At 41.0% G+C, this 26182-nt stretch carries 23 protein-coding genes and 1 pseudogene; 14 read left to right on the forward strand and 10 right to left on the reverse strand.

The annotated features are described in order from the left end of the window. Positions 1-66 precede the first annotated feature (66 nt). Positions 67-825: a DeoR/GlpR family DNA-binding transcription regulator gene (locus tag HEMROJRC1_RS07215; protein ID WP_226692949.1), complete on the reverse strand. Its 759-nt coding sequence runs from the start codon at positions 823-825 to the stop codon at positions 67-69. A gap of 180 nt (positions 826-1005) precedes the next feature. On the opposite strand from HEMROJRC1_RS07215, the gene ltnD reads away from it, so the two are divergent. The 11 genes from ltnD to HEMROJRC1_RS07270 all read left to right on the forward strand — a co-directional run bounded on the left by ltnD (position 1006) and on the right by HEMROJRC1_RS07270 (position 13649). After that, entirely contained in the window at positions 1006-1911 is a 906-nt protein-coding gene (gene ltnD, locus HEMROJRC1_RS07220; RefSeq protein ID WP_226692285.1) for an L-threonate dehydrogenase, read from the forward strand. A gap of 2 nt (positions 1912-1913) precedes the next feature. Further along, complete coding sequence (otnK, locus tag HEMROJRC1_RS07225; protein ID WP_226692950.1) at positions 1914-3158, forward strand: 3-oxo-tetronate kinase; 1245 nt, start codon at positions 1914-1916, stop codon at positions 3156-3158. Further along, positions 3155-3787, forward strand: a complete 633-nt coding sequence (locus HEMROJRC1_RS07230) for an aldolase (protein WP_226692286.1) — start codon at positions 3155-3157, stop codon at positions 3785-3787. Before otnK ends, HEMROJRC1_RS07230 begins: the two co-directional genes overlap by 4 nt. A 2-nt stretch (positions 3788-3789) precedes the next feature. After that, entirely contained in the window at positions 3790-4566 is a 777-nt protein-coding gene (gene otnI, locus HEMROJRC1_RS07235; protein ID WP_226692287.1) for a 2-oxo-tetronate isomerase, read from the forward strand. An 88-nt stretch (positions 4567-4654) separates the two neighbouring features. Continuing rightward, positions 4655-6007 (forward strand): gluconate:H+ symporter, encoded by a 1353-nt coding sequence (locus HEMROJRC1_RS07240; RefSeq protein WP_226692288.1) that lies wholly within the window; start codon positions 4655-4657, stop codon positions 6005-6007. A 51-nt stretch (positions 6008-6058) separates the two neighbouring features. After that, entirely contained in the window at positions 6059-7405 is a 1347-nt protein-coding gene (locus tag HEMROJRC1_RS07245) for a phospholipase (protein WP_226692289.1), read from the forward strand. Positions 7406-7422: 17 nt separating this feature from the next. Next, entirely contained in the window at positions 7423-8115 is a 693-nt protein-coding gene (locus HEMROJRC1_RS07250; protein WP_226692290.1) for a cyclase family protein, read from the forward strand. Between the two features lie 45 nt (positions 8116-8160). Beyond that, positions 8161-9957 (forward strand): alpha/beta hydrolase, encoded by a 1797-nt coding sequence (locus HEMROJRC1_RS07255; protein ID WP_226692291.1) that lies wholly within the window; start codon positions 8161-8163, stop codon positions 9955-9957. Positions 9958-10018: 61 nt separating this feature from the next. Then, complete coding sequence (locus HEMROJRC1_RS07260) at positions 10019-11122, forward strand: CdaR family transcriptional regulator (RefSeq protein WP_226692292.1); 1104 nt, start codon at positions 10019-10021, stop codon at positions 11120-11122. Positions 11123-11240: 118 nt separating this feature from the next. Further along, positions 11241-12503 carry a GntP family permease gene (locus tag HEMROJRC1_RS07265; RefSeq protein WP_226692293.1) on the forward strand — a complete coding sequence of 421 codons (1263 nt, stop codon included), beginning with the start codon at positions 11241-11243 and terminating at the stop codon, positions 12501-12503. A 15-nt stretch (positions 12504-12518) separates the two neighbouring features. After that, entirely contained in the window at positions 12519-13649 is a 1131-nt protein-coding gene (locus HEMROJRC1_RS07270; protein ID WP_226692294.1) for a glycerate kinase, read from the forward strand. 114 nt (positions 13650-13763) lie between these two features. On the opposite strand, the gene xerD is transcribed toward HEMROJRC1_RS07270, so the two are convergent. Genes xerD through proC form a run of 3 tightly spaced genes read right to left on the reverse strand, consistent with a single transcriptional unit; the run spans position 13764 to position 16673 of the window. Next, positions 13764-14657, reverse strand: a complete 894-nt coding sequence (xerD, locus tag HEMROJRC1_RS07275) for a site-specific tyrosine recombinase XerD (RefSeq protein WP_226692295.1) — start codon at positions 14655-14657, stop codon at positions 13764-13766. A 34-nt stretch (positions 14658-14691) separates the two neighbouring features. Beyond that, complete coding sequence (locus HEMROJRC1_RS07280) at positions 14692-15858, reverse strand: 3-phenylpropionate MFS transporter (RefSeq protein ID WP_226692296.1); 1167 nt, start codon at positions 15856-15858, stop codon at positions 14692-14694. Further along, positions 15858-16673, reverse strand: a complete 816-nt coding sequence (proC, locus tag HEMROJRC1_RS07285; protein WP_226692951.1) for a pyrroline-5-carboxylate reductase — start codon at positions 16671-16673, stop codon at positions 15858-15860. The genes HEMROJRC1_RS07280 and proC overlap by 1 nt, the downstream gene beginning before the upstream one ends. Positions 16674-16742: 69 nt before the next feature. Here proC and rdgC point away from each other — a divergent pair, with 69 nt between their 5' ends. From rdgC to HEMROJRC1_RS07300, 3 genes and pseudogenes are all read left to right on the forward strand, one after another. Then, positions 16743-17651: a recombination-associated protein RdgC gene (rdgC, locus tag HEMROJRC1_RS07290; protein WP_226692297.1), complete on the forward strand. Its 909-nt coding sequence runs from the start codon at positions 16743-16745 to the stop codon at positions 17649-17651. Between the two features lie 396 nt (positions 17652-18047). Continuing rightward, the gene (locus tag HEMROJRC1_RS07295) at positions 18048-18317 is read left to right on the forward strand and encodes a PTS sugar transporter subunit IIB (RefSeq protein ID WP_226692298.1); all 270 of its coding nucleotides are present in this window, start codon (positions 18048-18050) and stop codon (positions 18315-18317) included. A gap of 30 nt (positions 18318-18347) precedes the next feature. Further along, a pseudogene (locus tag HEMROJRC1_RS07300) lies at positions 18348-19705 on the forward strand (PTS ascorbate transporter subunit IIC). A 103-nt stretch (positions 19706-19808) separates the two neighbouring features. Here HEMROJRC1_RS07300 and napF read toward each other — a convergent pair. From napF to HEMROJRC1_RS07330, 6 genes are all read right to left on the reverse strand, one after another. Beyond that, on the reverse strand, positions 19809-20312 hold the full coding sequence (gene napF / locus HEMROJRC1_RS07305; protein WP_226692299.1) for a ferredoxin-type protein NapF: 504 nt from the start codon (positions 20310-20312) through the stop codon (positions 19809-19811). After that, the gene (gene dmsD / locus HEMROJRC1_RS07310; RefSeq protein ID WP_226692300.1) at positions 20312-20923 is read right to left on the reverse strand and encodes a Tat proofreading chaperone DmsD; all 612 of its coding nucleotides are present in this window, start codon (positions 20921-20923) and stop codon (positions 20312-20314) included. The genes napF and dmsD overlap by 1 nt, the downstream gene beginning before the upstream one ends. 39 nt (positions 20924-20962) lie before the next feature. Next, positions 20963-21802 carry a DmsC/YnfH family molybdoenzyme membrane anchor subunit gene (locus tag HEMROJRC1_RS07315; RefSeq protein WP_226692301.1) on the reverse strand — a complete coding sequence of 280 codons (840 nt, stop codon included), beginning with the start codon at positions 21800-21802 and terminating at the stop codon, positions 20963-20965. A 2-nt stretch (positions 21803-21804) separates the two neighbouring features. Beyond that, a complete protein-coding gene (locus HEMROJRC1_RS07320) occupies positions 21805-22422 on the reverse strand; it encodes a DMSO/selenate family reductase complex B subunit (protein WP_226692302.1) in 618 nt (205 codons plus the stop codon). A 10-nt stretch (positions 22423-22432) separates the two neighbouring features. Beyond that, the gene (locus tag HEMROJRC1_RS07325; protein ID WP_226692303.1) at positions 22433-24853 is read right to left on the reverse strand and encodes a DMSO/selenate family reductase complex A subunit; all 2421 of its coding nucleotides are present in this window, start codon (positions 24851-24853) and stop codon (positions 22433-22435) included. Positions 24854-25220: 367 nt separating this feature from the next. Then, a complete protein-coding gene (locus HEMROJRC1_RS07330) occupies positions 25221-26021 on the reverse strand; it encodes a sulfite exporter TauE/SafE family protein (protein ID WP_226692304.1) in 801 nt (266 codons plus the stop codon). Positions 26022-26182 lie beyond the last annotated feature (161 nt).

Consider the following 26182-nt stretch of genomic DNA (forward strand, 5'->3'; position numbering starts at 1 on the left):
CTAACGCACCCTACCTAAAAATTTCGGCTTATGTTATTGGCATAAGCCGTTTTTTATTGTGAATGTTTATGCCGTGATGAGCTCAATATTCAGCTCTTTAATCGCATTTTGTGCGGATTCAACGAGGTTCTTATCGCAAATGATGCGATCAAACCGTGTCAGCGGGCAAATATGGAATGTTGCGACTTTGCCGTATTTTGAAGAATCGGAGACTAAAATGCGTTGGTTGCTTGAATCCAAAAGGGCTTTTTTCACCGGTAGTTTTGTTTCATCCGGTGTGGTTAAGCCTTTCAATGTCCACGATGAGGTAGAAACAAAGGCGATATCAATAGAAAGTTGGCGTAAAAACTGTCCGGCAAGTTCCCCAACGGAAGAATGATTCAATTTATTTACCGTTCCGCCGATATGAATTAATTCGCACTGCCCGTTTGTCATTAAAAAATGAGCGATGGAAAAATCGTTCGTTATCACTAATAAATCATCTCGTTCAATTAAGCGGTAAGCGATCTCTAGTGTTGTTGTTCCTGCATCAAGGTAAACCGTTGTATTGGTTGGAATTGATTGAACTGCTACTTCACCGATTTGCTCTTTTTGTGTGTGAAAAAGTAAGGATTTATCTTGGTGGGTCGGCTCAAAAGAAAGGTGTTCCTGCATTGTTACGCCACCGGATACGGAAATCACTTTTCCCCTCTCTTCCAATTTTTGAATATCACGACGAATCGTCATATGAGAAACATTCAGTGAATCAACTAATTGTGCAATGCTCACAATACCTTTCTGATTAATTAAATTAAGTAGTAGTTTTTGTCGTTCTGCAGGAATCATCATTTCCCCCTAAAAATTTATTTCAAATTATAGCTTTTTTTCTTCCCTCTATCTATTTTTCACAGCGAATAACAAAAAATAACATAAATGTTAATATTTGTGATCGTTATCACGTTTTTTTATTTTGATATATGTCAGAATGCCTGTCGATCAGATCGATAAACTTATTTGGAGGATGTTATGACGAACAAATCATATTCTGTCGCTGTCATCGGTTTAGGCGCAATGGGAATGGGCGCGGCACAATCTTGTGTAAAAGCGGGTTTAACCACTTATGGCGTGGATCTTAATACCAAAGCACTTGAAAAATTAAAAGCGGATGGCGCTTATGCCGTTGGGCAAAGTGCGGTCGATTTTGCCGATAAATTAGATGCTGTCGTATTGCTTGTCGTTAATGCAGCACAGGTCAATTCAGTGCTGTTTGGTGAAAACGGCTTGGCGGAAAAGTTAAATAAAGGCACTGCCGTCATGGTTTCTTCTACCATTTCAGCACAGGATGCAAAAGAAATTTCACAGAAATTAACAGATTTAGATTTGCTTATGTTAGATGCGCCGGTATCCGGTGGGGCGGCAAAAGCAGCTCTTGGTGAAATGACGGTAATGGCATCAGGCCCTATCCGAGCATTTGAAAAATTACAACCTGTCTTAAATGCCGTTGCCGGTAAGATTTACAACATTGGTGAAGAAATTGGTTTAGGCGCAACGGTAAAAATTATTCATCAATTACTTGCGGGCGTGCATATTGCAGCCGGTGCAGAGGCGATGGCACTCGCGGCGAAAGCAGGTATTCCGCTTGATTTAATGTATGACGTGGTGACAAACGCCGCCGGCAATTCTTGGATGTTTGAAAATCGTATGAAACACGTGGTGGAGGGGGATTACTCGCCTCTCTCAATGGTAGATATTTTTGTGAAAGATTTAGGACTTGTGAATGATACGGCGAAATCTTTGCATTTTCCTCTTCATCTTGCCAGTACCGCCTATTCTATGTTCACTGAGGCGAGCAATGCAGGTTATGGCAAAGAAGATGACAGTGCGGTGATTAAAATTTTCAGCGGTATCGAATTGCCGAAAAAAGGAGCGTAATGATGTTGGGCGTAATTGCAGATGATTTTACCGGTGCAAGCGATATTGCGAGCTTTTTAGTCGAAAACGGTTTACATACGGTGCAAATGAACGGTGTACCGAATGCACCGTTAACAGAAAAAGTCGATGCCATTGTGATCAGTTTGAAGTCTCGCTCTAATCCGGCGAATGAAGCCATTGAGCAATCATTGAATGCCCTTAAATGGTTGCAAAAGAGCGGTTGTTCTCAGTTCTATTTTAAATATTGTTCAACCTTTGATAGCACCTCAAAAGGCAATATTGGACCGGTAACGGATGCCTTATTAGATACTCTTAACGATGATTTTACCGTGATCACACCGGCGTTGCCGGTTAATGGCAGAACAATCTTCAACGGTTATTTATTTGTGGGTGATGTTTTGCTTAACGAATCCGGAATGCGTGATCATCCTATTACGCCGATGAAAGATGCAAACCTGATGCGCTTAATGGATGCGCAAGCCAAAGGCAAAACGGGATTGGTAAGTTATACCGATGTGATTTTAGGAGCGGAGCATGTGAGATCTTGTTTTGCTAAATTGAAACAAAATGGTTTCCGTTATGCGGTAGTCGATGCGGTGGATAACAGCCAACTTGCCGTACTTGCCGAAGCGGTACGTGATTTGAAATTAGTGACGGGCGGCTCCGGTTTAGGCGCGTATATGGCAGCAAGGTTAAGTGGAGGCAAAAAAGCAACGGATGCTTTTGTACCGAAAAAAGGCAGAAGTGTGATCCTTTCCGGTTCTTGTTCGGTGATGACAAATAAACAAGTTGCGTTTTACAAAGAGAAAGCGACTGCGATTTATTTGGATGTGGAACGCGCGATAGCAGATCCGAATTATGCGAAAACATTGCTTGAGCAAGTTTTACCGCATCTTGATGAAGCTTTTGCACCTATGGTTTATGCTACCGTGCCACCTGATGAGCTTAAACGAATTCAATGTAAATTCGGGGGAGACAAAGCAAGCCTTGCGATTGAACAAACCTTTGCAAAATTGGCGCAGTTATTGAAAGACAATGGTCGTGTAGAAAACTTTATTACTGCAGGCGGTGAAACCTCCAGCATTGTTGTTCAGCAACTTGGTTTTACAGGCTTTCAAATCGGTAAACAAATCGCACCGGGTGTGCCTTGGTTAAAAGTATTAGGAGAATCGACCGCACTTGCTTTGAAATCGGGCAATTTCGGCAAAGAAAGTTTTTTCACCGATGCACAAGGAATGATGTTATGACAGAGGCAGAATTAAAAACATTAATGGTAAAGCTAGGGCGTTCTTTTTATGAGCGTGGTTACACTGTCGGTGGCGCAGGAAATCTTTCCGTACGGCTGGGTGAAAATCGGGTTTTAGTGACGCCTACAGGCAGTTCGCTAGGGCGATTGCAAGCAGAGCGACTTTCTGTGTTAGATATGGAAGGAAATGTTTTGGAGGGGGATAAACCCTCAAAAGAATTTGTGTTCCATTTGGCAATGTATCGCAAAAATCCGGAATGTCAGGCAATCGTACATCTTCATTCCACTTATTTAACGGCGCTTTCTTGTTTGGAAAACCTTGATCCGCAAAACGCCATTAAAGCCTTTACCCCTTATTACGTGATGCGGGTTGGTGCTTTACAGGTTATCCCCTATTACCGGCCGGGTTCACCAAGTATTGCAGAGGAGTTGGAGGCTCGCGCTTTATCCGGTAAGGCTTTTTTGCTTGCCAATCACGGTGTTGTCGTTACCGGTAAGGATTTACTTGATGCGGCGGACAACGCAGAAGAATTGGAAGAAACGGCAAAACTGTTCTTCCTATTACAAGGAAAACCGATTCGTTATCTGACCGATGACGAAGTCAATGAATTAAAAAACAGAGGGAAATAATCATGCCAAAATTTGCTGCGAATTTAACCATGATGTTTAACGAAGTACCATTTATCGAGCGTTTTGAAGCGGCGGCAAAAGCCGGCTTTAAATATGTTGAGTTTCTCTGGCCTTACGATTATCCCGTAGAAACCATTAAGCAAGAACTGGATAAACACGGTTTACAAGTAGTGCTATTTAATACACCTGCGGGAGATATTTCTCAAGGTGAATGGGGTGTTTCGGCGATTCCGGGACGTGAAGTGCAAAGCCATCAACATATTGATATGGCGTTGGAATATGCGATCGGATTAGGTTGCCCAAATGTACATATTATGGCGGCTGTCGTTCCTGAAGGGGCTGATAAAGCGGAGTATCAAGAAACCTTTATCAACAATATTCGTTATGCTTCAGAAAAATTTAAACCTCACGGTATTCACATTTTGTTAGAAGCATTAAGCCCGGAAGTGAAACCGAATTACTTATTAAAAAGCCAGTACGATACCTTAGCTATCGTAGAACGCGTGGCTTGCGATAATGTGTTTGTTCAGTTGGATTATTTCCACGCTCAGAATGTAGATGGCAACTTATCCCGTTTAACCGATAAATTAAAGGGGAAATTTGCCCACGTACAAATCGCCTCTGTGCCGGAACGTCATGAACCGGATGAAGGCGAAATAAACTACGAATACATTTTTAATAAACTTGATGAAATAGGTTATCAAGGGTTTGTAGGCTGTGAATACAAACCGAGAGGAGAAACCACAAGCGGTTTGACGTGGTTTGAACGTTATAAATAAGTGATGAAGTGCGGTTGTTTTTTGAGAAGTTTTAAAAACGTCATAAAAAATGACCGCTCTTTTTATACCCATAACTAAGGAGCTTTTTATGTCTAATGAAGTGCTGATTTTGATTGGTATAGCAAGTGTTGCGGCATTATTAACGATAATGATTAAAGGGAAGGTTCATCCTTTCATTGCACTCGGGCTCGTAAGTATTGCTGTTGCATTGAGTTCCGGTATTCCGATGAACAAAGTTATTCCAACATTAGTGAGTGGAATGGGAGGAACATTGGGAAGCGTTGCTTTAATTGTGGGATTAGGTGCGATGCTCGGAAAAATTATTGAAAAATCAAATGGTGCAGATGTATTGGCCGCTTGGTTATTAGACAAATTCGGTGAAAAACGCGCGGCTTTTGCCCTTGGTGCGACAGGATTTATCTTCGGTATTCCCGTATTTGTTGATGTAGGCTTCATTGTTTTATTACCGATTATTTTCAGTGTGGCTCGCAGATTAGGTGGCAATATGCTTGTTTATGCATTGCCTATCGGTCTTTCAATGTTGATGGTGCATGTAATGTTACCTCCACATCCAGGGGTTGTCGCCGGTGCACAAGCACTAAACGCTGATATTGGATTTGTTCTTGGTGTTGGGTTATGTGCGGCATTACCAGCCTACTTAATTGGTCAATTATTCATTCCGTTTTTTACAAAGCGAACATTTATTCCTGTACCAACTTCAACGGATTTGATCGAATATCAAAAACAGTTGGCTCACGATGCTTCCGGATTGCCTAAATTTGGCACGGTGTTAAGTATGATTGTGTTCCCATTGGTATTGATTATGTTAGGGACAATCACTGCAGTGATGTTACCTAAAGAGAATCTCATTCGTGAAATTTTCAGTATGGTAGGTAGTTCCCCATTTGCACTGTTACTTGCGGTTTGTGTTTCTTCTTATGTGTTGGGTTTACGCCGTGGATGGAATAAGGAGAAATTAGAAGAAATCCTTAATTCTTCTTTAGCCCCTATCGCCGGTATTATTTTAATCACTGGTGCAGGCGGTATGTTCGGCAAAGTTTTAGATGCTAGTGGGGTAGGTAAAGCGTTAGCAGAGGTTTTATCAGGTACGGGTCTACATATTCTTGCATTAGGCTTTGTTCTTGCCGCGTTATTGCGAGCTGCACAAGGATCTGCAACCGTAGCGATCATTACCAGTGCAACAATTTTATCACCGATTATTACTACCGGCGGATACAGTGGAGTTCAAATTGCCCTTATTACTGCCGCGATGGGGGCGGGATCGATGACATTGTCTCACGTGAACGACAGTTTATTTTGGGTTTGGACGAAATTCTTTGGTATTTCGGTATCTGATGGATTAAAAACTTGGAGCATTCTTACGACGATCTATGGAACGATTGCATTCTCAATTATTAGTTTAATGTGGTTATTTGTTTAATATTTAAAAGGCAAGCTGTAGCTTGCCTTATTATGTAAAGGAGCATTTTCTATGTTTAAGCGAATATTCATTGCAATGTCTTTATTTTTTATCACCCCTTCCATTTTGGCTCAAGATGACATTCCTAAATCGGCAGGCGCTATTAAAACAACCTTACTTGCAGAGGTTACTCCATCAGGTCAAAAGGTAACTGCCGTAGCATTGGAGTATGAGAACAGGGTACTGGCAAGTAGCGATTTAAGATCTACATACAAAGTTTTTACACAATTGGAGGAAAAAGAAAAAATTCCTCGTACGATCATTCGTGCCTATGTGAATGATTTACCTGAACGATCCGTACAAGCAAAAGTAGGGAAATTTGTGATCCTTGAATTAGACGATAGAGATTCTAACGCTAGGCTTTATTCTTTAGAGTTAGGTAATCAGCAGCCTATGAAATTTCAAGCAAAGGATAAATCAGGCCATATTATTGAGATTGAAAAAGTACAAGGGATAAAAATTCCACAATATTACGGCAGTAAATTAACCTACCAAATTGAACAAATTGGATATATAAAACTTTCTAGTGGTAAAACAATTGAAAGAAATGAAATTATTCAAAGTGCGGAAAAAACGAATGTTAAAACACTATTCATTGATGATTTTTCTGAGCAAATAGCCACGCTTGATGGAAAGAATAGTTTGAAATATCGTTTCTATCGTCCTAGTTCGATTGAACATAAAAAATATCCTCTCACGATTTTCTTACATGGTTCCGGTCAAGTCGGTACGGATAATATCGCGCATATCGTTTCAAATAAAGGTGCAATATCAACGTTGCAATATGAACAGGGATTTGTACTTGCCCCTCAATATAGTACGGTATTTGATCCTTTTGATGATAAGGAAAAAGGGCAAAAAGGGGGAATTCATTGGCAAACTCAAAATCGAATTAATTTAGTACTGAAAATGATAGATGACATAATAGCAGATAATCCTGCTATTGATAAAGATCGTATCTATTTGGTTGGTTTATCTCGAGGTGCGGAAGGTGTTCTTAATCTTTTATTAAAACGTCCTCACTTTTTCGCCGGTGCCGTATTAGCAAGTGGTCGAGAGGCTTATACCATAGAATGGGTTGATGGCAATGCCGATAAAAATAATTTATCTCCGATTAAAGATATGCCCTTATGGTTTTTCCATAGTAAGGAAGATAAGGTTTCTCCTGTAAAAGGCTCTAGAATTAATTATCAAATTCTCGTGAACGAATTGGGGGCGAAGAATGTTAGATATACAGAATTCAGTACGGAAAAAGAGGGAGATAACGGCATTTTAAACAACAATGCACATAACACTTGGGATGCTGTATTTAATAGCTCGGAAGTGATGAAGTGGTTATTACAACAGAAACGTAAGTAAATTTAAGGAAAATAATTATGTTTATGTACCTATCACACCCTCTTGATCCCAAAGATTTAGCGTGGCCGGGAGAGCCAACCGTAAAGGTTACCCGTTGCACTGATGTTATCAGCGATGATGAACCATTCAGCAGCTTTATGACTGAACTACCCAATCATTGTGGAACGCATATGGATGCGCCTCGCCATTTTGTGAAAGACGGCTTAAGCATTAATGAATTACCGATTGAATACTTTTGCCACAAGAAAGTCGCTTTATTGGAAATTCCAAAGGGTGATGCGGAAGGAATCACGCAGAAAGATTTAGAGCCTTATTCCGATATTTTAAAAAATGTATCCTTTGCTTTTTTGAGAACAGGATTTGAACGGTATAGAACGGAAGATCCCATTCGTTATCAAAATGAAGGTCCTTATATATCAACAAGTGCAGGCAAATACTTATCTGAAAATTTTCCTAATTTAAAAGGGGTTGGTATTGACTTCTTGGCGTTAGGTTCACCTTCATCAAAAGTTCCTGAAAGTGAAAATCCTAGAGATTGTCATCGTGCTATTTTGGGTTATCACACAGGAAAATTCACCACGGTTATTGAAGATATGCATTTATCTGAATTACCTACAAATGCGAACATTCAACAATTCTTTAATGCGCCATTAAGAATTGTCGGGTTAGATTCCAGCCAAGTAACCTGTATTGTTGAGTTTTCCGAATAAAGGAGTAGAAATTTATCCGATATTAAGCGAAGAAAGGGGAATAATATGATAAGGAAGAATTTTATTTGGAGTGGTTTATTTTTGATTCTCACTCTTATTTGCACTTACCTAGCATTTTTGATTGAGCGGGATTTCGGTCGGCTTGAAGTTTCAACTATCACTTTTATGACGGAAGAACATCAGCCGATGGTAGCAAAATTATATCGTCCGTATTCTGCGACAGATAAAACCCCTAAGCCCGGATTATTAGCGTTACATGGTTATCAAAGCGATAAAGAGGCAACGAATACGTTCGGCGCATTAGAATTAGCCAAACGCGGCTTCGTTGTTCTCGCTATTGATCACTTCGGGCATGGCTATTCAACGAAGCTACCGGCTTCAAATAAAAATATGAGTGGTGCAAATAATGGTTATCAATATTTAAAATCTCTACCTTTTGTCGACAGTCGGCGATTAGGTATTTTAGGGCATTCTACGGGGGCGTTAAATGCGATCCGAGTGGCAAAATTGAATCCGGATCATAAGGCGGTAAATGGTCAAAGCGGCAATGGTGGCGATCCTAGTTTGCATAATTATTTACTTACTCAAGGATTGTATGAAGAAATAGGCGGCTATCGTGAGAAATCTTTCCCTGTTAAAGATTTGACGAAAAACCACAATCGCTTAAAAGCGTTTTCCTTAGAAGAAAACGGTAGTTTGCAGTGGGATCACACCTATGGAAGTTTTACCGATGGTTCGGCAAGACGTGCGGCTTTAGTTGATGGAACGCATTTAGGCGTAATGATTTCATCACATACCAATAAAGAAGCGATTTTATGGTTTAATCAGGCTTTACAACAAGGGCAAAAAGATGCGGATTGGGTTGAGCCGGATCAACAAACCTATTGGTATAAAGAATTTGCAGGATTATTCGCCTTATTTTTTGCGATGGTTTCTTCATTATTTTTAGCTGCCGGACTATTAAATCATTCTTATTTTTCTGCTGTAACACAGCCGCCCTCAACAAAAATTGAACTGTCTTCAAGCAAATGGTTTTATTTCGCCATAGGCAATATCATGATGACAATCATATTGTATCCATTGTTTACACAATGGGGCGGGGCGAATGAACCGATTGCCGCAGTAATTCCTTTTATGCCGTTGGAAATGGGAAACGGTATCATATTATGGCTAATTGTTAGTGCGATAGTTAATTATATATTGTTCTTTATATGGTCTCGTAAGAAACCTATTCCTTGGCGGGTATTTGGTATTTTCTCTAATACATCGAATATCACAACCGTTCAATTAATATTACGTTACTTTATTTTAGCGATAATATTAGTCTGTTATCTTTATGGTATTGCCTACATTGTACATTCTCTCTGGCAAGTTGAATTACGCTTTTTATGGCCGATATTTAAACCTCTTACATCGGAACGCTTTATTTTATTTCCGATTTACTGGTTATTTATTTTATTCTTCTTCTATTCGTTTAATGGGCTTATTATTTACGTACAAATGCGTATGAAACATACGAAAAGTTTCACGCTGACCTTATTAAATTGGACAATAAAAACAAGTCTATTTGCAGTCGGTGGATTAATGATTTTATGGTTATTTCATTTTATACCGAATTTTATGCAATTAGGCCCGGGGTTCGATTTAATAGGACTGCCGCAATTCGGTGGTCGTTGGATGATGATGTTATCGGTTATTATTCCGCAATTTGTCATTTTTATTTTAATTAGTCATTGGTGTTATTTAAAAACAGGCTATGTATATTTAAGTGTCTTTTTTACTTCGATGCTAATGACATGGATTATGGTTGGAGGGCAGGTTATCGGGCGTTTCCTTGCTTAAGGAAAAACTAACAAGTATAGTTGGGTTCTCACGTGATTTTTAAATAATCAGGTTATTTTTAATGCAACTCGACACCATTATTGCGAAAAAAATCGTTCAACGGACGATGAAAATTATCCATTATTCAGTGAATGTGATGGATCACGATGGCGTGATTATTGCTTCCGGTAATGCGAAACGTTTAGGGCAGCGACATACGGGGGCGGTTATCGCGTTACGGGAAAATAAAGTGGTGGAAGTAGATGCCGTGCTGGCGGAAAAATGGAATTTTGAAGCACAACCGGGGATTAATTTGCCGATTCGGTATCTTGGCAAAAATCTTGGCGTCGTGGGCATTTCAGGCGAACCTTTATTAGTGAAGCAATATGCGGAATTGGTGAAAATGACCGCAGAGTTGATTGTGGAACAGTATGCATTATTGGAGCAAGAGCGTTGGCATCGCCGTTATAAAGAAGAATTTATTTTACAACTATTACGTGGAAACTTGAATTGGAAGGATATGGAGCAGCAAGCGCAATTTTTCTCTTTTGATCTTAATAAATCCCGTGTGGTGATGTTGATTAAACTTTTACAGCCGAATCCGGATGCGGTACAGCATTTGATCAATTATTTAGAACAGCCGGAATTTGAGCAAGAAGTGGCAATGTTGTCCCTAAATCAAGTTGTAGTGCTAAAACCTTTTCAGATTTCGACCGCACTTTCACAAGTGAAAACTTTATTACCGCCTGATTATGCCAAACAAGATTATAAAATTGCAGTAGGTGCGGCTTTAAACATACCGTTGTCAGAACAATTGCCGCTTTCTTTCGAGAGTGCACAAAGCACCTTAGCTTATGGATTAAAGCATTATCCTCGGAAAAACGTCTATTTTTTTGATGAATATCGCTTGCCGGTGTTGTTAACAGGATTGTCAAGTTCTTGGCAAGGACGTGAGCTATTAAAACCGATAGCTCCTTTGTTTGCAGAAGAAAATATCGGTCTTTATAAAACACTACGGCAATATTTTTTATCAAATTGTGATCTACATCTCGCTGCTGAAAAATTGTTTATTCACCCCAATACGCTACGTTATCGACTTTCTAAAATTGAGCGGTTAACCGGCTTATCTTTCAATAAGATAGATCATACATTGAGTCTGTATCTCGGTACATTGCTTGAACATTGATTTGTATAACTCAATAAAGTGCGGTCATTTTTGACCGAATTTTTTGTTTATCCGAATAAAGCTATTTTTTTGTTATCGCGGAATAATCTCTCTAATTTTTTATTATAGGAGAGAAAAAATGACGACTGTATCTGCTTTAGGGGCATTGGTGGCGTTAATCGTTGCCATCTTCCTTATTCTGAAAAAAGTTTCCCCCGCTTATGGAATGTTGGCTGGGGCGTTGGTCGGCGGATTGATTGGCGGTGCGGATTTATCTCAAACGGTAAGTTTGATGATTGGTGGCGCACAGGGGATTACCACCGCCGTGATGCGTATTTTAGCCGCCGGTGTGTTAGCAGGCGTATTGATTGAATCCGGTGCGGCAAATTCTATCGCAGAAACGATCACGAACAAACTCGGTGAAACGCGGGCATTACTTGCCTTAGCGTTGGCGACAATGATTTTAACTGCTGTGGGTGTGTTTGTAGATGTGGCGGTAATCACCGTATCACCCATTGCTCTTGCTTTGGCGCGTCGTACCGACTTATCTAAACCGGCGATTTTGTTAGCGATGATTGGCGGAGGGAAAGCGGGTAACATTATGTCGCCGAATCCAAATGCGATTGCTGCCGCCGATACTTTCCATTTGCCGCTCACCTCTGTAATGATGGCAGGTGTAATTCCGGCAATTTTCGGCTTGATTTTGACTTATGTTTTAGCCAAACGATTGATTAATAAAGGTTCTAAAGTAACGGATAAAGAAGTGGTTACCGTAGAAACTCAAAATTTACCGTCATTTTTAACCGCACTTGTCGCACCGCTTGTGGCGATTTTGTTACTTGCCCTTCGTCCATTATGCGATATTAAGGTTGATCCGCTTATTGCTTTACCCTTAGGTGGTTTAATCGGTGCGCTTTGTATGGGGAAATTACGTCAAGCGAATGGTTATGCAATGAGTGGTTTAGGCAAAATGGCACCGGTGGCGATTATGTTGCTTGGAACAGGCGCATTGGCGGGCATTATTGCCAATTCAGGTTTAAAAGACGTATTGATTCAAGGTTTGGAACATTCTGGCTTGCCGTCTTATATTCTTGCACCGATTTCAGGGGCATTAATGTCCTTGGCGACGGCTTCTACCACGGCAGGTACGGCGGTTGCTTCTAACGTGTTTAGTGGCACATTGCTTGAACTTGGGGTAAGTGCTTTAGCCGGTGCGGCAATGATTCACGCCGGTGCTACAGTGTTCGATCATATGCCGCACGGTTCATTCTTCCATGCAACGGGGGGAAGCGTGAATATGGAAATGAAAGAGCGTTTAAAACTCATTCCTTATGAGAGTGCGGTCGGTTTGATAATGACTATCGTCTCTACCTTAATTTTCGGCGTATTTAATTTATTCTAAACACAGGAGGGCAAAATGAAAATTGTGATTGCACCCGATTCTTTTAAAGAAAGTTTGACCGCACTTGAAGTGGCAACGGCGATTGAAACCGGCTTTAAACGTGTTTTTCCTGAGGCGGAATATGTGAAATTACCGATGGCAGATGGCGGTGAGGGCACGGTTCAGTCTTTAGTGGATGCGACTCAAGGTAAGCTTATCGAATGTGAAGTGACCGCACCTTTAGGCAATAAAGTGAAAAGTTTTTTCGGCTTATCCGGTGATGGTAAAACGGCGATTATTGAAATGGCTGCAGCTTCCGGTTTGCATTTGGTTCCGCCTGAAAAACGCAATCCATTAATTACGACCAGCTATGGCACGGGTGAATTGATTAAACAAGCACTTGAGCTTGGTGTGGAAAGATTCATTCTCGGTATTGGCGGCAGTGCGACCAATGATGGTGGTGTGGGAATGTTACAAGCACTGGGATTGCAATGTTTGGATGCAGAAGGTAAACAAATCGGCTTTGGCGGAGGAGAGCTTATCAATATTGCTCAAATTGATGTTCGACAGTTGGATCCGCGTTTGCACAATGTTCACATTGAAGTAGCCTGTGATGTTAATAATCCGCTTTGTGGTGAATGTGGTGCTTCTGCGATTTTCGGCCCACAGAAAGGCGCAATGCCTGAAATGGTAAAACAACTTGATATGGCGCTCGCACATTTTGCTGAAATCGCCGAACGTGATTGCGGTAAGCAAATCAAAGAGCTGGCAGGGGCAGGCGCAGCAGGTGGAATGGGCGGTGGATTATTATTGTTACCAAACGTACAGCTTAAAGCCGGTGTACAAATTGTGCTGGATACTCTACGTCTTGCGGATTATGTGAAAGATGCGGATTATGTGATTACTGGAGAAGGCCGAATGGATGCACAAAGCATTATGGGGAAAACCCCAATCGGTGTCGCCCGCACGGCAAAACGGTTCAATAAACCGGTGATCGCCGTTGTCGGTTGCTTGCGTGAGGATTACGATGTGGTTTTCGCCCATGGCATTGATGCCGTCTTCCCTATCATTCGTCAATTAGGTGATTTACCCGATATCCTAAAACAAGGCGAACAAAATCTCATTTCCGCCGCACAGAATGTCGCAAGAGTGTTGGCGTTGAAGTGATGTTTTAGATAAAAGTGCGGTCGGAAAATGGGGGGAATTTTCGGTATCTACATAATAATGCGAATTTTGATCGCACTTTTTTCATATCGAATTTCAGTAAAAATAAAATGCTTTTTATCCCCTAGGATGAAATCTTTCATGTAAGCGTTTCAACCGTTCTTTGGCAACATGGGTATAAATCTGGGTGGTGGATAAATCGCTATGCCCAAGCAGCATTTGTACCACCCGTAAATCCGCACCGTGATTGACAAGATGAGTTGCGAAGGCGTGGCGTAGTACGTGAGGGGAAAGGGCTTCGGTGTCAATTTCCGCTAAAACCGCGTAATGTTTAACCCGATGCCAAAAGGTTTGGCGGGTCATTTGCCGAGTGCGTTGGCTGGGAAACACAATATCGCTGCTTTGCCCGTTTAATAATACGGGGCGACCATACAATACGAATTGACGTATCCAATAGGCGGCTTCTTCCCCCATTGGGACGATGCGTTCTTTATTGCCTTTGCCAATCACACGCACAACGCCTTGTTGCACATTCATATTTTCAATGGTTAGTGATACCAGTTCCGTTACGCGTAATCCTGTGGCATAAAGTAATTCCAGCATGGCTTTATCCCGTAGTTCAAGGGGGATCTCCACATTCGGCGTGTTGAGTAAATCACTGACTTGCTGTTCGCTTAAATATTTTGGTAAACGGTCGGGCAATTTCGGAGAACTGAGCATTGCACAGGGATCATCCGTGCGGTATTTTTCACGGTATAAATATTGAAACAATTTGCGCATTGCGCTCAACATTCGTGCGGTGGAGGTGGCTTTGTAGCCTTGTTCTAAACGTTCACCGAGAAAACCTTGCAAATCCACTGCATCTAGGGTTTCTAAGTTGAGATTTTTTTTATCTAACCAGTTGCAAAGTGCGGTCAGATCCAGCCGATAAGATTGCACGGTATTTTCAGAAAGTCCTTTTTCGATCCAATATTCGTTAAGGAATAAATCGACCAATGATAAGTTGTTCATATTATCTTTTTCCTCGGGAACGAATTTTCCTCAATTATTCATTTCGTTTTATTAAAAACGCATCCAATTTCCGTGGAATCACAAGGAAAGACATTGCAGCAACGGCACTCATTGATAGGAATGTCATTGATGGAGAAATTGGGTAAATTACACCGGAAAGAGCAGTGAATAATGCAATCAATACACCGTTGGAAAGCCCGTTATATAAGCCTTGCAGCTTGGCAATGTGGTTTTGCGGTTGGGTGGTAATATAGCGCACGATAGCATAGTGGCAGGCAGCGTAAGTAATGCCATGAGCCAGTTGCAGGGGTAATATTTCCCAAAAATTGTTTGCATAGGCCAAACCGAGCCAACGTAAAAGACAGACTAAGGCGGAAAGATAAAAAATCGTACTTACCGCACGATTTTGAAACAATCGGCGGGAAAAGAAAAAGAGCAAAATCTCAGCAACAACACCGACCGCCCAAAGCAAACTTGTTTGCGAAACGGGAATACCAAGGCTTGTCCAATAAATGGTGCTATAGACATAATAGGCGGCGTGCGATCCTTGAATCAGCCCAACCGCAATCATCACACGTAGCGTGATGGGATTTTTCAATAATGCCAAAAAGCCGATTTGATTTTCAGTGCCATCTTGCAGCAGTTCATCTTTTGGTGGAATAGTGGGTTTGAGCAGTTGAATCATTGTATAACACAATAAAAGTGCGGTTAAAATCCACACGATATTTTGTTCACCCAATCGATCAATCATTCCGCCGAAGACGACAACCCCAAGGATAAAAGCAGCCGAACCTATCAAGCGCACTTTGCCATAGTCCAAGCCGATTTGGCGCTGCCAAGTGGAGGCTAAAGAATCACCGATAGGCATTCCGGCGGAATTTACCATAGCAAATAATCCGATAGCGGAAAAAAGCAGCCAAAAATTATGGCTGACAAAGCTCATTGCCGCCATAATGACGGTTGAAGCCAAGGCGAGTAAACGCAAAGAATTAATGATGTGCTCCGCTTTTTTAATCAACGCTGAAAAAAACATTCCGCCGATAAAACGGAAAATATAAGCACTGCCAATTACAAGCCCAATCATTTCTTCGCCGTATTGTTGGGATTTTAGCCACGCAGGAAAGAAAGGCAAAAATACGCCGTAAGCACAGTAATAGCCGAGAAAGCTCAAGGCAAGCCAATAAAAAGGATGAATTTGCATTAGAATAATTTTTCCATTTCTAGTGAACGTTCGGCACAGGCTTGCATTGCTTCTGTAACGATTTGATTAAATTGTCTTTGATTGAAAACATTTAATGCCGCTGCGGTTGTGCCGCCTTTGGAGGTGACATTTTCACGCAATGTTGAAAGTGCCGTTTGCGGATTTTCTATTACTATTTTGGCAGCTCCTAACATTGACTGTTGCACTAATTCACGGGCTGTTTCCGATTCAATATTCATTTCAATCAATGCTTGTTGCATTGCTTCCAGCATTAAAAAGAAATAAGCGGGGCTGCTGCCTGATGCTGCGGTAACAGCGTGCATTTGACTTTCATCTTCCACCCATCGGGTTTTCCCTACTGCACCGAGTAGATTTTGCGCAAAAGTGCGGTCGATTTCAGCTGTGTTTTGGGGTGCAAACAAACCTGCCATTCCCTCACCCGCTAATGACGGCGTATTCGGCATTACCCGAACGAGTGATTTAGCCGTTGGAATCAATGCTTGCAAACGGGTTGTTGAAATCCCCGCCGCAATCGAAATTAATAATTTATTGGAAAAATCAACCGCACTTAATGGTGCGCATACTTCTGCCATCATTTGAGGTTTTACGGCAAGTAAAATCGCCTCTGCACGGGTGGCACTTTCTACATTATCCGTTGAGGTGAGTGTACCAAGACGAGCAAAGAAAGCGCGTTTTTCTTCGTTAGGATCATTTACGATGATTTGTGTGGCGGGATAACCTTGCTTCAACAAGCCAAGTACGATTGCTTGTGCCATATTGCCACCGCCGATAAAGGCGATTAATTTCTGCTGCATCATTTTTTTCCTATGGGTTTATGGGCTACAATGTATCGTATTTTACCCGATTATTAAGGAAGTTTTACGATGTGGTTTAAAAATTTAATGACTTATAGGCTTACTAAACCCTTGGAATGGGATTTAACGGTTCTTCAAATGCAACTTGAAGATTGCCGCTTTCACCCTTGTAGTGCGCAAGATCAAAGTAAATTCGGTTGGTCCTCACCATTGAAAGGCACGGATATATTGTATTTTGCAGTGGGAAAACAGATCTTATTGGTGGCGAAAAAAGAAGAAAAAATACTCCCGGCGAATGTGGTGAAACGCGAGTTGGAGGAACGCATCGAAATGCTTGAACAAAAAGAAAGCCGCAAACTGAAAAAAGTGGAAAAACAAACCTTGAAGGATGATGTAGTAATGAATTTATTGCCACGAGCATTCAGTAAAAATCAACATACATCGTTATGGATTGATACGGAAAATAACTTTATTCATATTGATGCGGCTTCAAGTAAACGTGCGGAAGATGCTTTGGCGTTGTTGCGTAAAACCTTAGGTTCTCTGCCTGTTGTACCGCTTGCTTTTGTCAATGAGCCAAGCACGATTTTAACCAATTGGATTACTCAAGATAGCTTGCCTCATTGGTTGGTTGCGTTAGAAGAAGCGGAATTACGGGGAAGCCAAGAAGACAGTATCATTCGTTGTAAAAAGCAACCCCTTGAAAATGAAGAAATTCTTGCGTTATTGCAAGAAGGTAAAAAAGTGGTGAGTAAATTAGCCTTAGAATGGGAAGATACCCTGAGTTTTGTATTCAATGAAGATTGCACGCTCAAACGTTTGAAATTTGCCGATGCGGTACGTGAAAAAAATGACGATATTCTCAAAGAGGATTTCGCCCAACGTTTCGATGCGGATTTTGTGTTAATGACGGGAATTCTTGCCAAGTTGACTGAAAATCTACTGGATGAATTCGGTGGCGAAAAGGCTAGACTGTAGTATAGAAAGTGCGGTCGGAAATTTGTGATTATTCATTAGCTGCACAAAACGTTATTTTTGAATGAACACAGGGACGCCATATTTGGCGTCCGAATTTTATATTTCATTGATGTTGTCATAATTTAATATAGTCGGATATTAAGCGTGACGCTCCTACACCATTTACTTAAATAAGTATTTCCCCTCTCCGCTAATTTTAATCGTGTTTGACTTCAATAAAAGACCTAAAGAAAAAATGTTAAGAGGATCTCATTTTTAAATATTGCGCATTGATAAGGCATTCATTCAAGCATAGACTTGTTTCAGATTTACCATAAATGAGTGGATTACGCCGAAGGAAAGTTTCCCTCATTTAGATATTGTGATGAATTCAATTAGCTAGATAGGAGAAAAATTATGAAAATTATGGCTGTTTGCGGACATGGTATCGGTAGTAGCTTTATGATGGAAATGAACATCAAAAAAGCATTAAAAAAATTAGGGGTTGAGGCTGAAGTGGGACATACGGATTTAGCCTCTGTGACAGTGGATGATGCGGATATTTTTATTATGGCGCGTGATATTGCAGAAAGTAGCCCAATTCCGGCTGAACGGGTAATTGTGATGAAAAACATTGTTAGTGTGGCAGAATTTGAAGAAAAACTTGCAGCATATTTTAATCGCTAATGTTGTTGCATTACCAACAAGGAGCATAATATGGAATCTATTCTTTTCTTTATTCTCGATATCCTTAAAGTTCCCTCTATTTTAGTGGGATTAATCGCCTTAATTGGCTTAGTCATACAGAAAAAATCATTTCCGGATGTGATTAAAGGGACGATTAAAACCATTCTCGGCTTTATCGTGTTAGGCGGTGGTGCAAGCGTTTTACTTGGTTCGCTTTCCCCATTAGGCGGAATGTTTGAATACGGTTTTAATGTGCAAGGTATCATTCCGAATAATGAAGCCATCGTATCAATGGCAGTTGAAAAATACGGCACGGCAACCGCACTTATTATGGCGTTTGGTATGGTGGCGAATATTATCGTTGCACGTTTTACCCGTTTAAAATTTATTTTCTTAACCGGTCATCATACTTTCTATATGGCTTGTATGATAGCGGTAATCCTTACTGTGGCAGGTTTGGAGGGGGAGAGTTAATTTTTACCGGCGCGCTCATTCTCGGTTTGATTATGGCGTTTTTCCCTGCGCTTGCCCATTTCTATATGAAGAAAATCACGGAAAGTGATGATGTCGGGTTTGGGCATTTCGGGACGCTGGGTTATGTGCTTTCCGGTGCGATTGGTCAAGCGGTAGGGAAAGGTTCTAAATCGACCGAAGAAATGAATTTGCCGAAAAATTTGAGTTTTTTGCGTGATAGTTCTATTTCGATCTCTCTTACAATGATGGTGATTTATTTTATCCTTGCTATCGCTTCCGGCAGTGATTATGTCTCCACGCATTATAGCAACGGTCAACATTATCTTGTCTATGCCGCAATTCAAGCTATCACTTTTGCGGCGGGTGTGTTTATCATCTTACAAGGTGTGCGTCTAATTTTGGCAGAAATCGTGCCTGCCTTTACCGGTATTTCCGAAAAATTAGTGCCGAATGCCAAACCGGCATTAGATTGCCCGATTGTGTTCCCTTATGCGCCTAATGCCGTATTGATCGGTTTTCTTTCCAGTTTTGTGGGAGGTATTGTCGGGCTTGCATTGTTAAATCAATTAAATTGGGTGTTAATTCTTCCAGGTGTTGTACCGCACTTTTTCTGTGGGGCGACTGCCGGTGTATTCGGTAATGCGACAGGAGGACGACGAGGGGCTATTTTAGGCGCCTTTGCACAGGGATTACTGATCACCTTCCTGCCCGTATTTTTGCTGCCGGTGTTGGGTTCGTTAGGTTTTGCGAATACTACTTTCTCTGATGCCGATTTTGGTGGGGTGGGAATTTTACTGGGCTATATGGCGCAATATTTTTCTAAAGATATGATCACATTCTCTATGGTGGGAATTTTTATCGTACTTGTTATTTATAATTATGTTGCTAAGAAAACACCATCGGAAACAAATTAAAATTTTAAAATAATAAAACGGGCTTGATGTTTTGAATTAAGCCCATTTTTCATTCCTTCCTTCCTTCCTTCAGCAAAGTGCGGTAGAAAATTTACCTGTTTTTTTATTTCAATGTAATCGCATTGGCAAAACAGGCGATTTTACATTCCCCACACCCATTACAACATTCGTTATTTACCGTTAAATCCGGTGAAATGGCTTGCTGTGGGCAGAGGGTTTGGCAGTCGGTGCAGGAAATCTGCTGTTTGATTAAACAATCGGAAGAAAATTGTGGTCGGAGAAATGTATCTGCCGTGAAGTTGGGATCTAGGGCGTGTGTTGGACAGACTTTTGCACACTTGCCGCATAAATCACAAGGTGCGTAGTCTATTTCAAGCTCAGCACGATTTTGTTCTAATTGAATTAAACCATTGGGGCAAGCGAAAACGCATTCCCCACAACCAATGCAAGCGGTCAAAAATAAATCTTCCCTCGCCGCAAAAGGTGGACGAGGGGGCTGATTTTTAACCTTTATCGATTCGCTCACTGTAAATAAACGGCGTAATAAACCACGACGAGAGATTTGGTTATGGCTTAAATAAGCCTGATAATAGGCCTCGTTTTTCATTATCGATAAAACCTAACTTTAGGCACATCAATCTGCAAGTCTGTTTTCCAACGTTGTAATGTGTGTTCGGCAAGTATTGCAAGCCCTTGATAAAACGGCACATTTTCTGCTTGATTGAGTTGTGCTAAAAAATGTAACGCCCAAGTTAAAAAATGATCACACAGAAATTCAATGACTAAGTGCGGTCGATTTTCTGCAAGATAAGCAGCGAGCATAAACATTAAACCGATGTGATCTTCAGGTTCATCTTGTTGTGCTTGGAATATAATTTGATGTCGGCGTAGAAAATCTCGTAAAGCGAGCAACGAATTACCAAAAATGACACATTCAGGGTCAAGATAGACCGACCCCCAAGGCGGTGCTGGGAGTTCGTTCGGGCCGATAAATAAGCGTTGATATTGCTCACTGAGATCTTGACTTAATCCTTGTGTGATAAATGCGGTCGCTTTTTCACATATTTTTGCATCAAACGCCATTTCCCAATCGTACGTCCAATTCGGTTGGCGGAAGAAATCCAGAATACCGACAAAGCGTATATCCTCCGGTTCATAATAAAAAGCGGCACCGAGTAAACGTCCGTAAAGGGAAATTTGGTCAAGGGTGTTTTGCATAAATTCTCCGTAAAATTAGACCGCACTTTTTAGCTACTCTTAAGCCCCGATTGCCATTCCTGATGTCATATGTAAGCCGTAAAACAGCACACGTCCAATGCCTTCGGCAAGTAATGTCAATATTACAGCGAAAGCAAGTAACCCCGTATGTTTTGTACGGAATAAAATGAATACAGCGATAGCCAGTAAACATAAGCGAACGGCTGTCATTACGGCGTAATTCGGTACAAGTTCAACAGCGTGTTGGATCGCACTATGGATATTTTGTAAACGAAAACCTTGATACAAGGCAACCACTGCGGTGAGTAATAAAGCAAACGCAAATAAGCTCGGTACGAGGTTGAGATGATATTCACGTTGTTGATTCGGTATTAACAAAGCATAAGCCAGCACAAGTCCGCCCAATGCAACGGTGAGATAGAATGACCAAGAGGTTAATGAAGTATGCCAAGTCGGCACACTGACAATGTGATAAACCTGATCCATCATATACATAAAGACCATACCGATAATAGCGGTCAAAATTCGCCAAAAATTACCAAGGGCAATCGGTATTTTCCCCGTGAGGGCGAGTAACCAATAGAAACCGGCAAGGGCAAAGAAAAGCACACCTGAAGCAATTTCGTTACTGATCATTGATTCTCCCAAACGATTTAATGCGTTAAACGCACGCATCGGCGAGCCTAAGTGCATCATTGATGCGAGAAATCCCAACCCTAAGAAAAGCAAAATCACAAAGATCGCTTTATGAATGTAAGCACGGCTTTTTTCACTTTTCGTGCCTGCGAGCACAACAGAAAAAACAAGCCACGCACCGACCGCACTTTGCGTCAGTACGGTGAAAAAAACCAATGGAAGTTCATCTAACCCAGCATTCATTTTTACACCTCTCTCGGGTTGCCTAAGAACCCGTTTGTATCACCACTTGGGCGGACATTTTTATTTGGTTTCACCACTAAATTCGGACGAGTAATGTCAGCCGGAGGTAATGGTGCGATAGCGGCTTGTTCACCATATTTTGTGCGAAGTTCATCAATCGGTGCAAAATCTAAGGCACGCAATGGGCAGGCATCGACACAAATCGGTTTTTGCCCTGCTTTTACACGAGAATAACAACCGTCACATTTTGTCATATTGCCTTTTTTCGCATCATATTGCGGTGCATCATAAGGGCAAGCCATATGGCAGTAACGACAGCCGATACAAATCGCTTCATTGACGATGACAAAGCCATCTTCATTTTTGTGCATTGCTCCGGTAGGGCAAACTTTGGTACAAGCCGGATCGGCACAATGATTACACGAAATAGACATATAATAGGCAAAGACATCTTGATGCCAGCAATTATTAGGTTGTAGGCTCCAGTTGCCACCGGTATATTCATAAATACGGCGGAAATTTACCTCCGTGCCTAAATCTTTGTAATCTTTACAAGCTAATTCACAAGTTTTGCAGCCTGTGCAGCGTTCAGAATCAAAATAAAAACCATATTGTTCCATTATTTACTCCCTACAAGCGTTCCACTTGAACTAAATTAGAATGTTGCGGATTGCCTTTCGCCAAAGGGGACGGACGTTGGGTGGTTAAAACATTGATGCAACCGGAGTGATCAATACGATCTTTATCCGGTGCATACCAAGCCCCTTCGCTTAATGCCACAACGCCCGGTATAATACGCGGGGTAACTTTTGCGTGAATACGCACTTCGCCACGGTCATTAAAGATACGAATCATATCGCCGTTTTTAATACCTCGAGGCTCTGCATCAATGGGGTTTATCCACATTTCTTGCGGGTTTGCCGCCTTTAAGACATCCACGTTGCCGTAGGTAGAATGGGTTCTGGCTTTATAGTGGAAACCGCTCAGTTGTAACGGGTATTTTTTCATCAGCGGATCGCCGTAATGCTCAAAACTTTGCGTATGAATTGGTAGCGGGTGAATTACCTCATCTTCCGCCAATTTCCAAGTTTTGGCGATTTCTGCTAGACGAGAGGAGTAAATTTCAATTTTTCCTGATGGCGTTTGAAGCGGATTTTTTTCCGGATCTTCACGAAAATCTTTATATGCCACATAGAAGCCGTCCGGATCGACTTTCTTGAAAATGCCTTGCTGTCTAAATGCTTCAAAATCAGGTAATTCAGGGAGCTGCTGGCGAGATTGCTGATAAATATGACGTAGCCATTCTTCTTGCGTGCGTCCTTCGGTGAATTTTTCTTTCACGCCCATTTTTTCTGCTAAATCGCTTAACATATCGTAAATCGTACGACATTCAAAAACAGGTTTAATCACTTGGTCGGCAAAGATCACATAGTTCATATTTGCCACATAAGCATCTAAGGCAAAGTCCATTTGCTCGGAAGCGGTACAATCTGGTAGCAAAATATCACTATATTTCGCGGTGGATGTCATATGATTATCAATGGTGATGATCATTTCGCATTGATTTTCATCTTGCAAAATATCGTGAGTGCGATTGATTTGTGCGTGTTGATTGATCAAGCAGTTACTTGCGTAATTCCAAATAACTTTAATCGGTGAAGAAAGTCTATCCACACCACGAATACCATCGCTAAGTGCGGTCATTTCCGTGCCTCGAATAATGGCATCCGTCCACATAAACATCGGAATGCTGGCTTTGACCGGATTTTCTAAGGTCGGCATACGCACAAACGGAAGACTATATGCACTTTCACGCGCCCCTGTATTACCACCGTGAATGCCTACGTTGCCGGTTAAAATAGGTAACATAGCAATGGCTCGGGAAATAAGCTCACCGTTGCTACGGCGTTGTGGTCCCCAACCTTGTGAGATAAATGCCGGTTTTGTGCTAGCGATTTCACGAGCAAGTTTAATAATTCGATCAGCTGGGATAGCGGTTATTTTTGATGCCCATTCCGGTGTTTTAGCGATACCATCATCACCTTGTCCTAAAATGTAGGCTTTGTAATGAGCATTTTTAGGTGCCTCTTTCGGCAAGGTTTTTTCATCATAGCCGGCACAATATTTATCAAGGAAAGGTTGATCAACGAGATCTTCGGTTATCATCACATAAGCCAATGCCGATACAAGTGCGGCATCTGTTCCCGGACGGATAGGAATCCATTCGTCTTCACGACCGGCTGCCGTATCGTTATAGCGAGGATCGATAATAATCATCTTCGCATTGGAGCGAGCTTTAGCTTGTTCGATACAATAGGTTAAACCACCACCGCTCATACGTGTTTCGGCAGGATTATTACCAAACAACACAATAAGTTTGCTATTTTCAATATCCGCCATACCATTACCAAGCGCCCATCCACCGCCATAGGTATAATCTAAGCCTACCGCAATTTGTGCCGTGCTGTAATCGCCATAATGGTTTAAATAACCGCCGATACAATTCATAAAACGTGCAAGCATCGTAGATGCAGGCGGCCATGATTTTGTCATCGTGCCGCCGAGCGTACCTGTACCGTAGTTTAAATAAATCGATTCGTTGCCATATTTTTCGATATTTCGGTTTAATGCTTCGGCAATTTCCGTTAAAGCTTCATCCCAACTGATTCGTTTAAATTTGCCTTCACCACGTTTACCCACACGCTTCATAGGGTATTTTAAGCGATCGGGATTATATACTCGGCGGCGCATAGAACGCCCACGCAAACAAGCACGCACCTGATGATCCACATTATACGTTTCTGTACCAGTATTATCCGTTTCCACATAAGTAATGCGATTATCTTTCACATGCATACGCAATGGGCAACGACTACCGCAGTTTACCGTACAAGCACTCCATACGATTTTTTCTTCACTTGTTTCGGAGGTTATCGGTGTTTCTGCCGCTACCGCATTAAATGGCAAGGTAAGATCAGAAACGGCAAACGCAATACCTACCGATGATGTCTTAATAAAATTTCGGCGACTAATTTGATCCATATTACTCATATATCGTCCCCACAATCTGATTGAGCAATGATAAAAGAAGCCTGATTAAACCATCATTTAAAAAGAGAAAGTTTGAAATAGATCACATAAATAAAAAGAGATATCTAAAAACAATAGAAAAGATGATTAAAATCAAGGTGATATAATGAGAATTATTATTGAGTTGGGAGTTGTGTATTTTTATGCTTAACAAATAGAAAATAGGCCATGAGCCCATTTGGGAGATAGGTTGTCTATATCATAGGATTATTGATCGGCTTATTGCTCAGTCTTAGCTTTAAAAAAACTTGGGTTACTTGCTTAACCTTTGAGTATTCGTACTAGGTACGGTCGGTTTTCCTGGTATTGTGTAGCATATGTACAATACCTATTTCAACAAATGTACAATTAACATATAAGTTGCAATTGTCAACAAAGTTAAGCCTAATAATTTTCTCACCATATTAGGAACTAAGATACCACGGAGCTTCATTGAAAGAAAGCTAGTTGCAAATGAACTTAATACTACAATGGTAACAACAGAAAAATTTACATAGCCAATTTGCCAGGCGTAATCAAGATGAAAAGGTGGGGTTTTAGATATATACCCATATAAGCTGCCTAAACCACTGAATACTATCATATAGTTAGTATAAGGGGCTATTTGATGTGGCTTTACGATGCTTAGTTGGCTAATTAAAGGTGCCATGATAGAACCACCGCCAATCCCAGTCATACCTGCTACGCTACCACCAAATAAACATAGCAATATTCCCTTTAGGTTTTCATCACGTTCTGATCGAGCGATTTTAGCTGTTTTGGTTTGAAAAATGGTCTGTAAAGACAAGAGAGTTAATACAATGATGAAAATCATTATAATGAAAGTATCTGCTAGATAGAAACTGGCTTCAAAACCTAATTGAACTCCTGCCATCATACCAGCACACCAAAATAGCATTGTTTTGAAATTAATCTGAATTTTCTGCTGATAAAAATAAATTAGGTTAATTAAAGAGGTTCCTATTACGATTGTAAGGGAGGTTGCCGCCACCATTTGTAATGGAAACTCGGGAAATACTGTATATAGAATCGGCACCATCAGTACACCGCCGCCAATGCCTAAAATAGCTGACATTAGATTAGTTAATATACCGCACATAATAAGAATGAAAATTAATTGTAAGCTCATAAAAGTACCATTTTTATATATTAGACCATTACATACTTATTATGGCTTGATTTTGAGCTTACGATTTATGATCACCCTCATATTGTAAAATATTTTCTTATTTATTTAAATTTTGTGATCTAAGTCACTATGGCTATATGATAAGTATCATAAATGCTTAG

Origin of the sequence: Rodentibacter sp. JRC1, from assembly GCF_020521555.1 — a bacterium.
Taxonomy (GTDB): domain Bacteria; phylum Pseudomonadota; class Gammaproteobacteria; order Enterobacterales; family Pasteurellaceae; genus Rodentibacter; species Rodentibacter abscessus.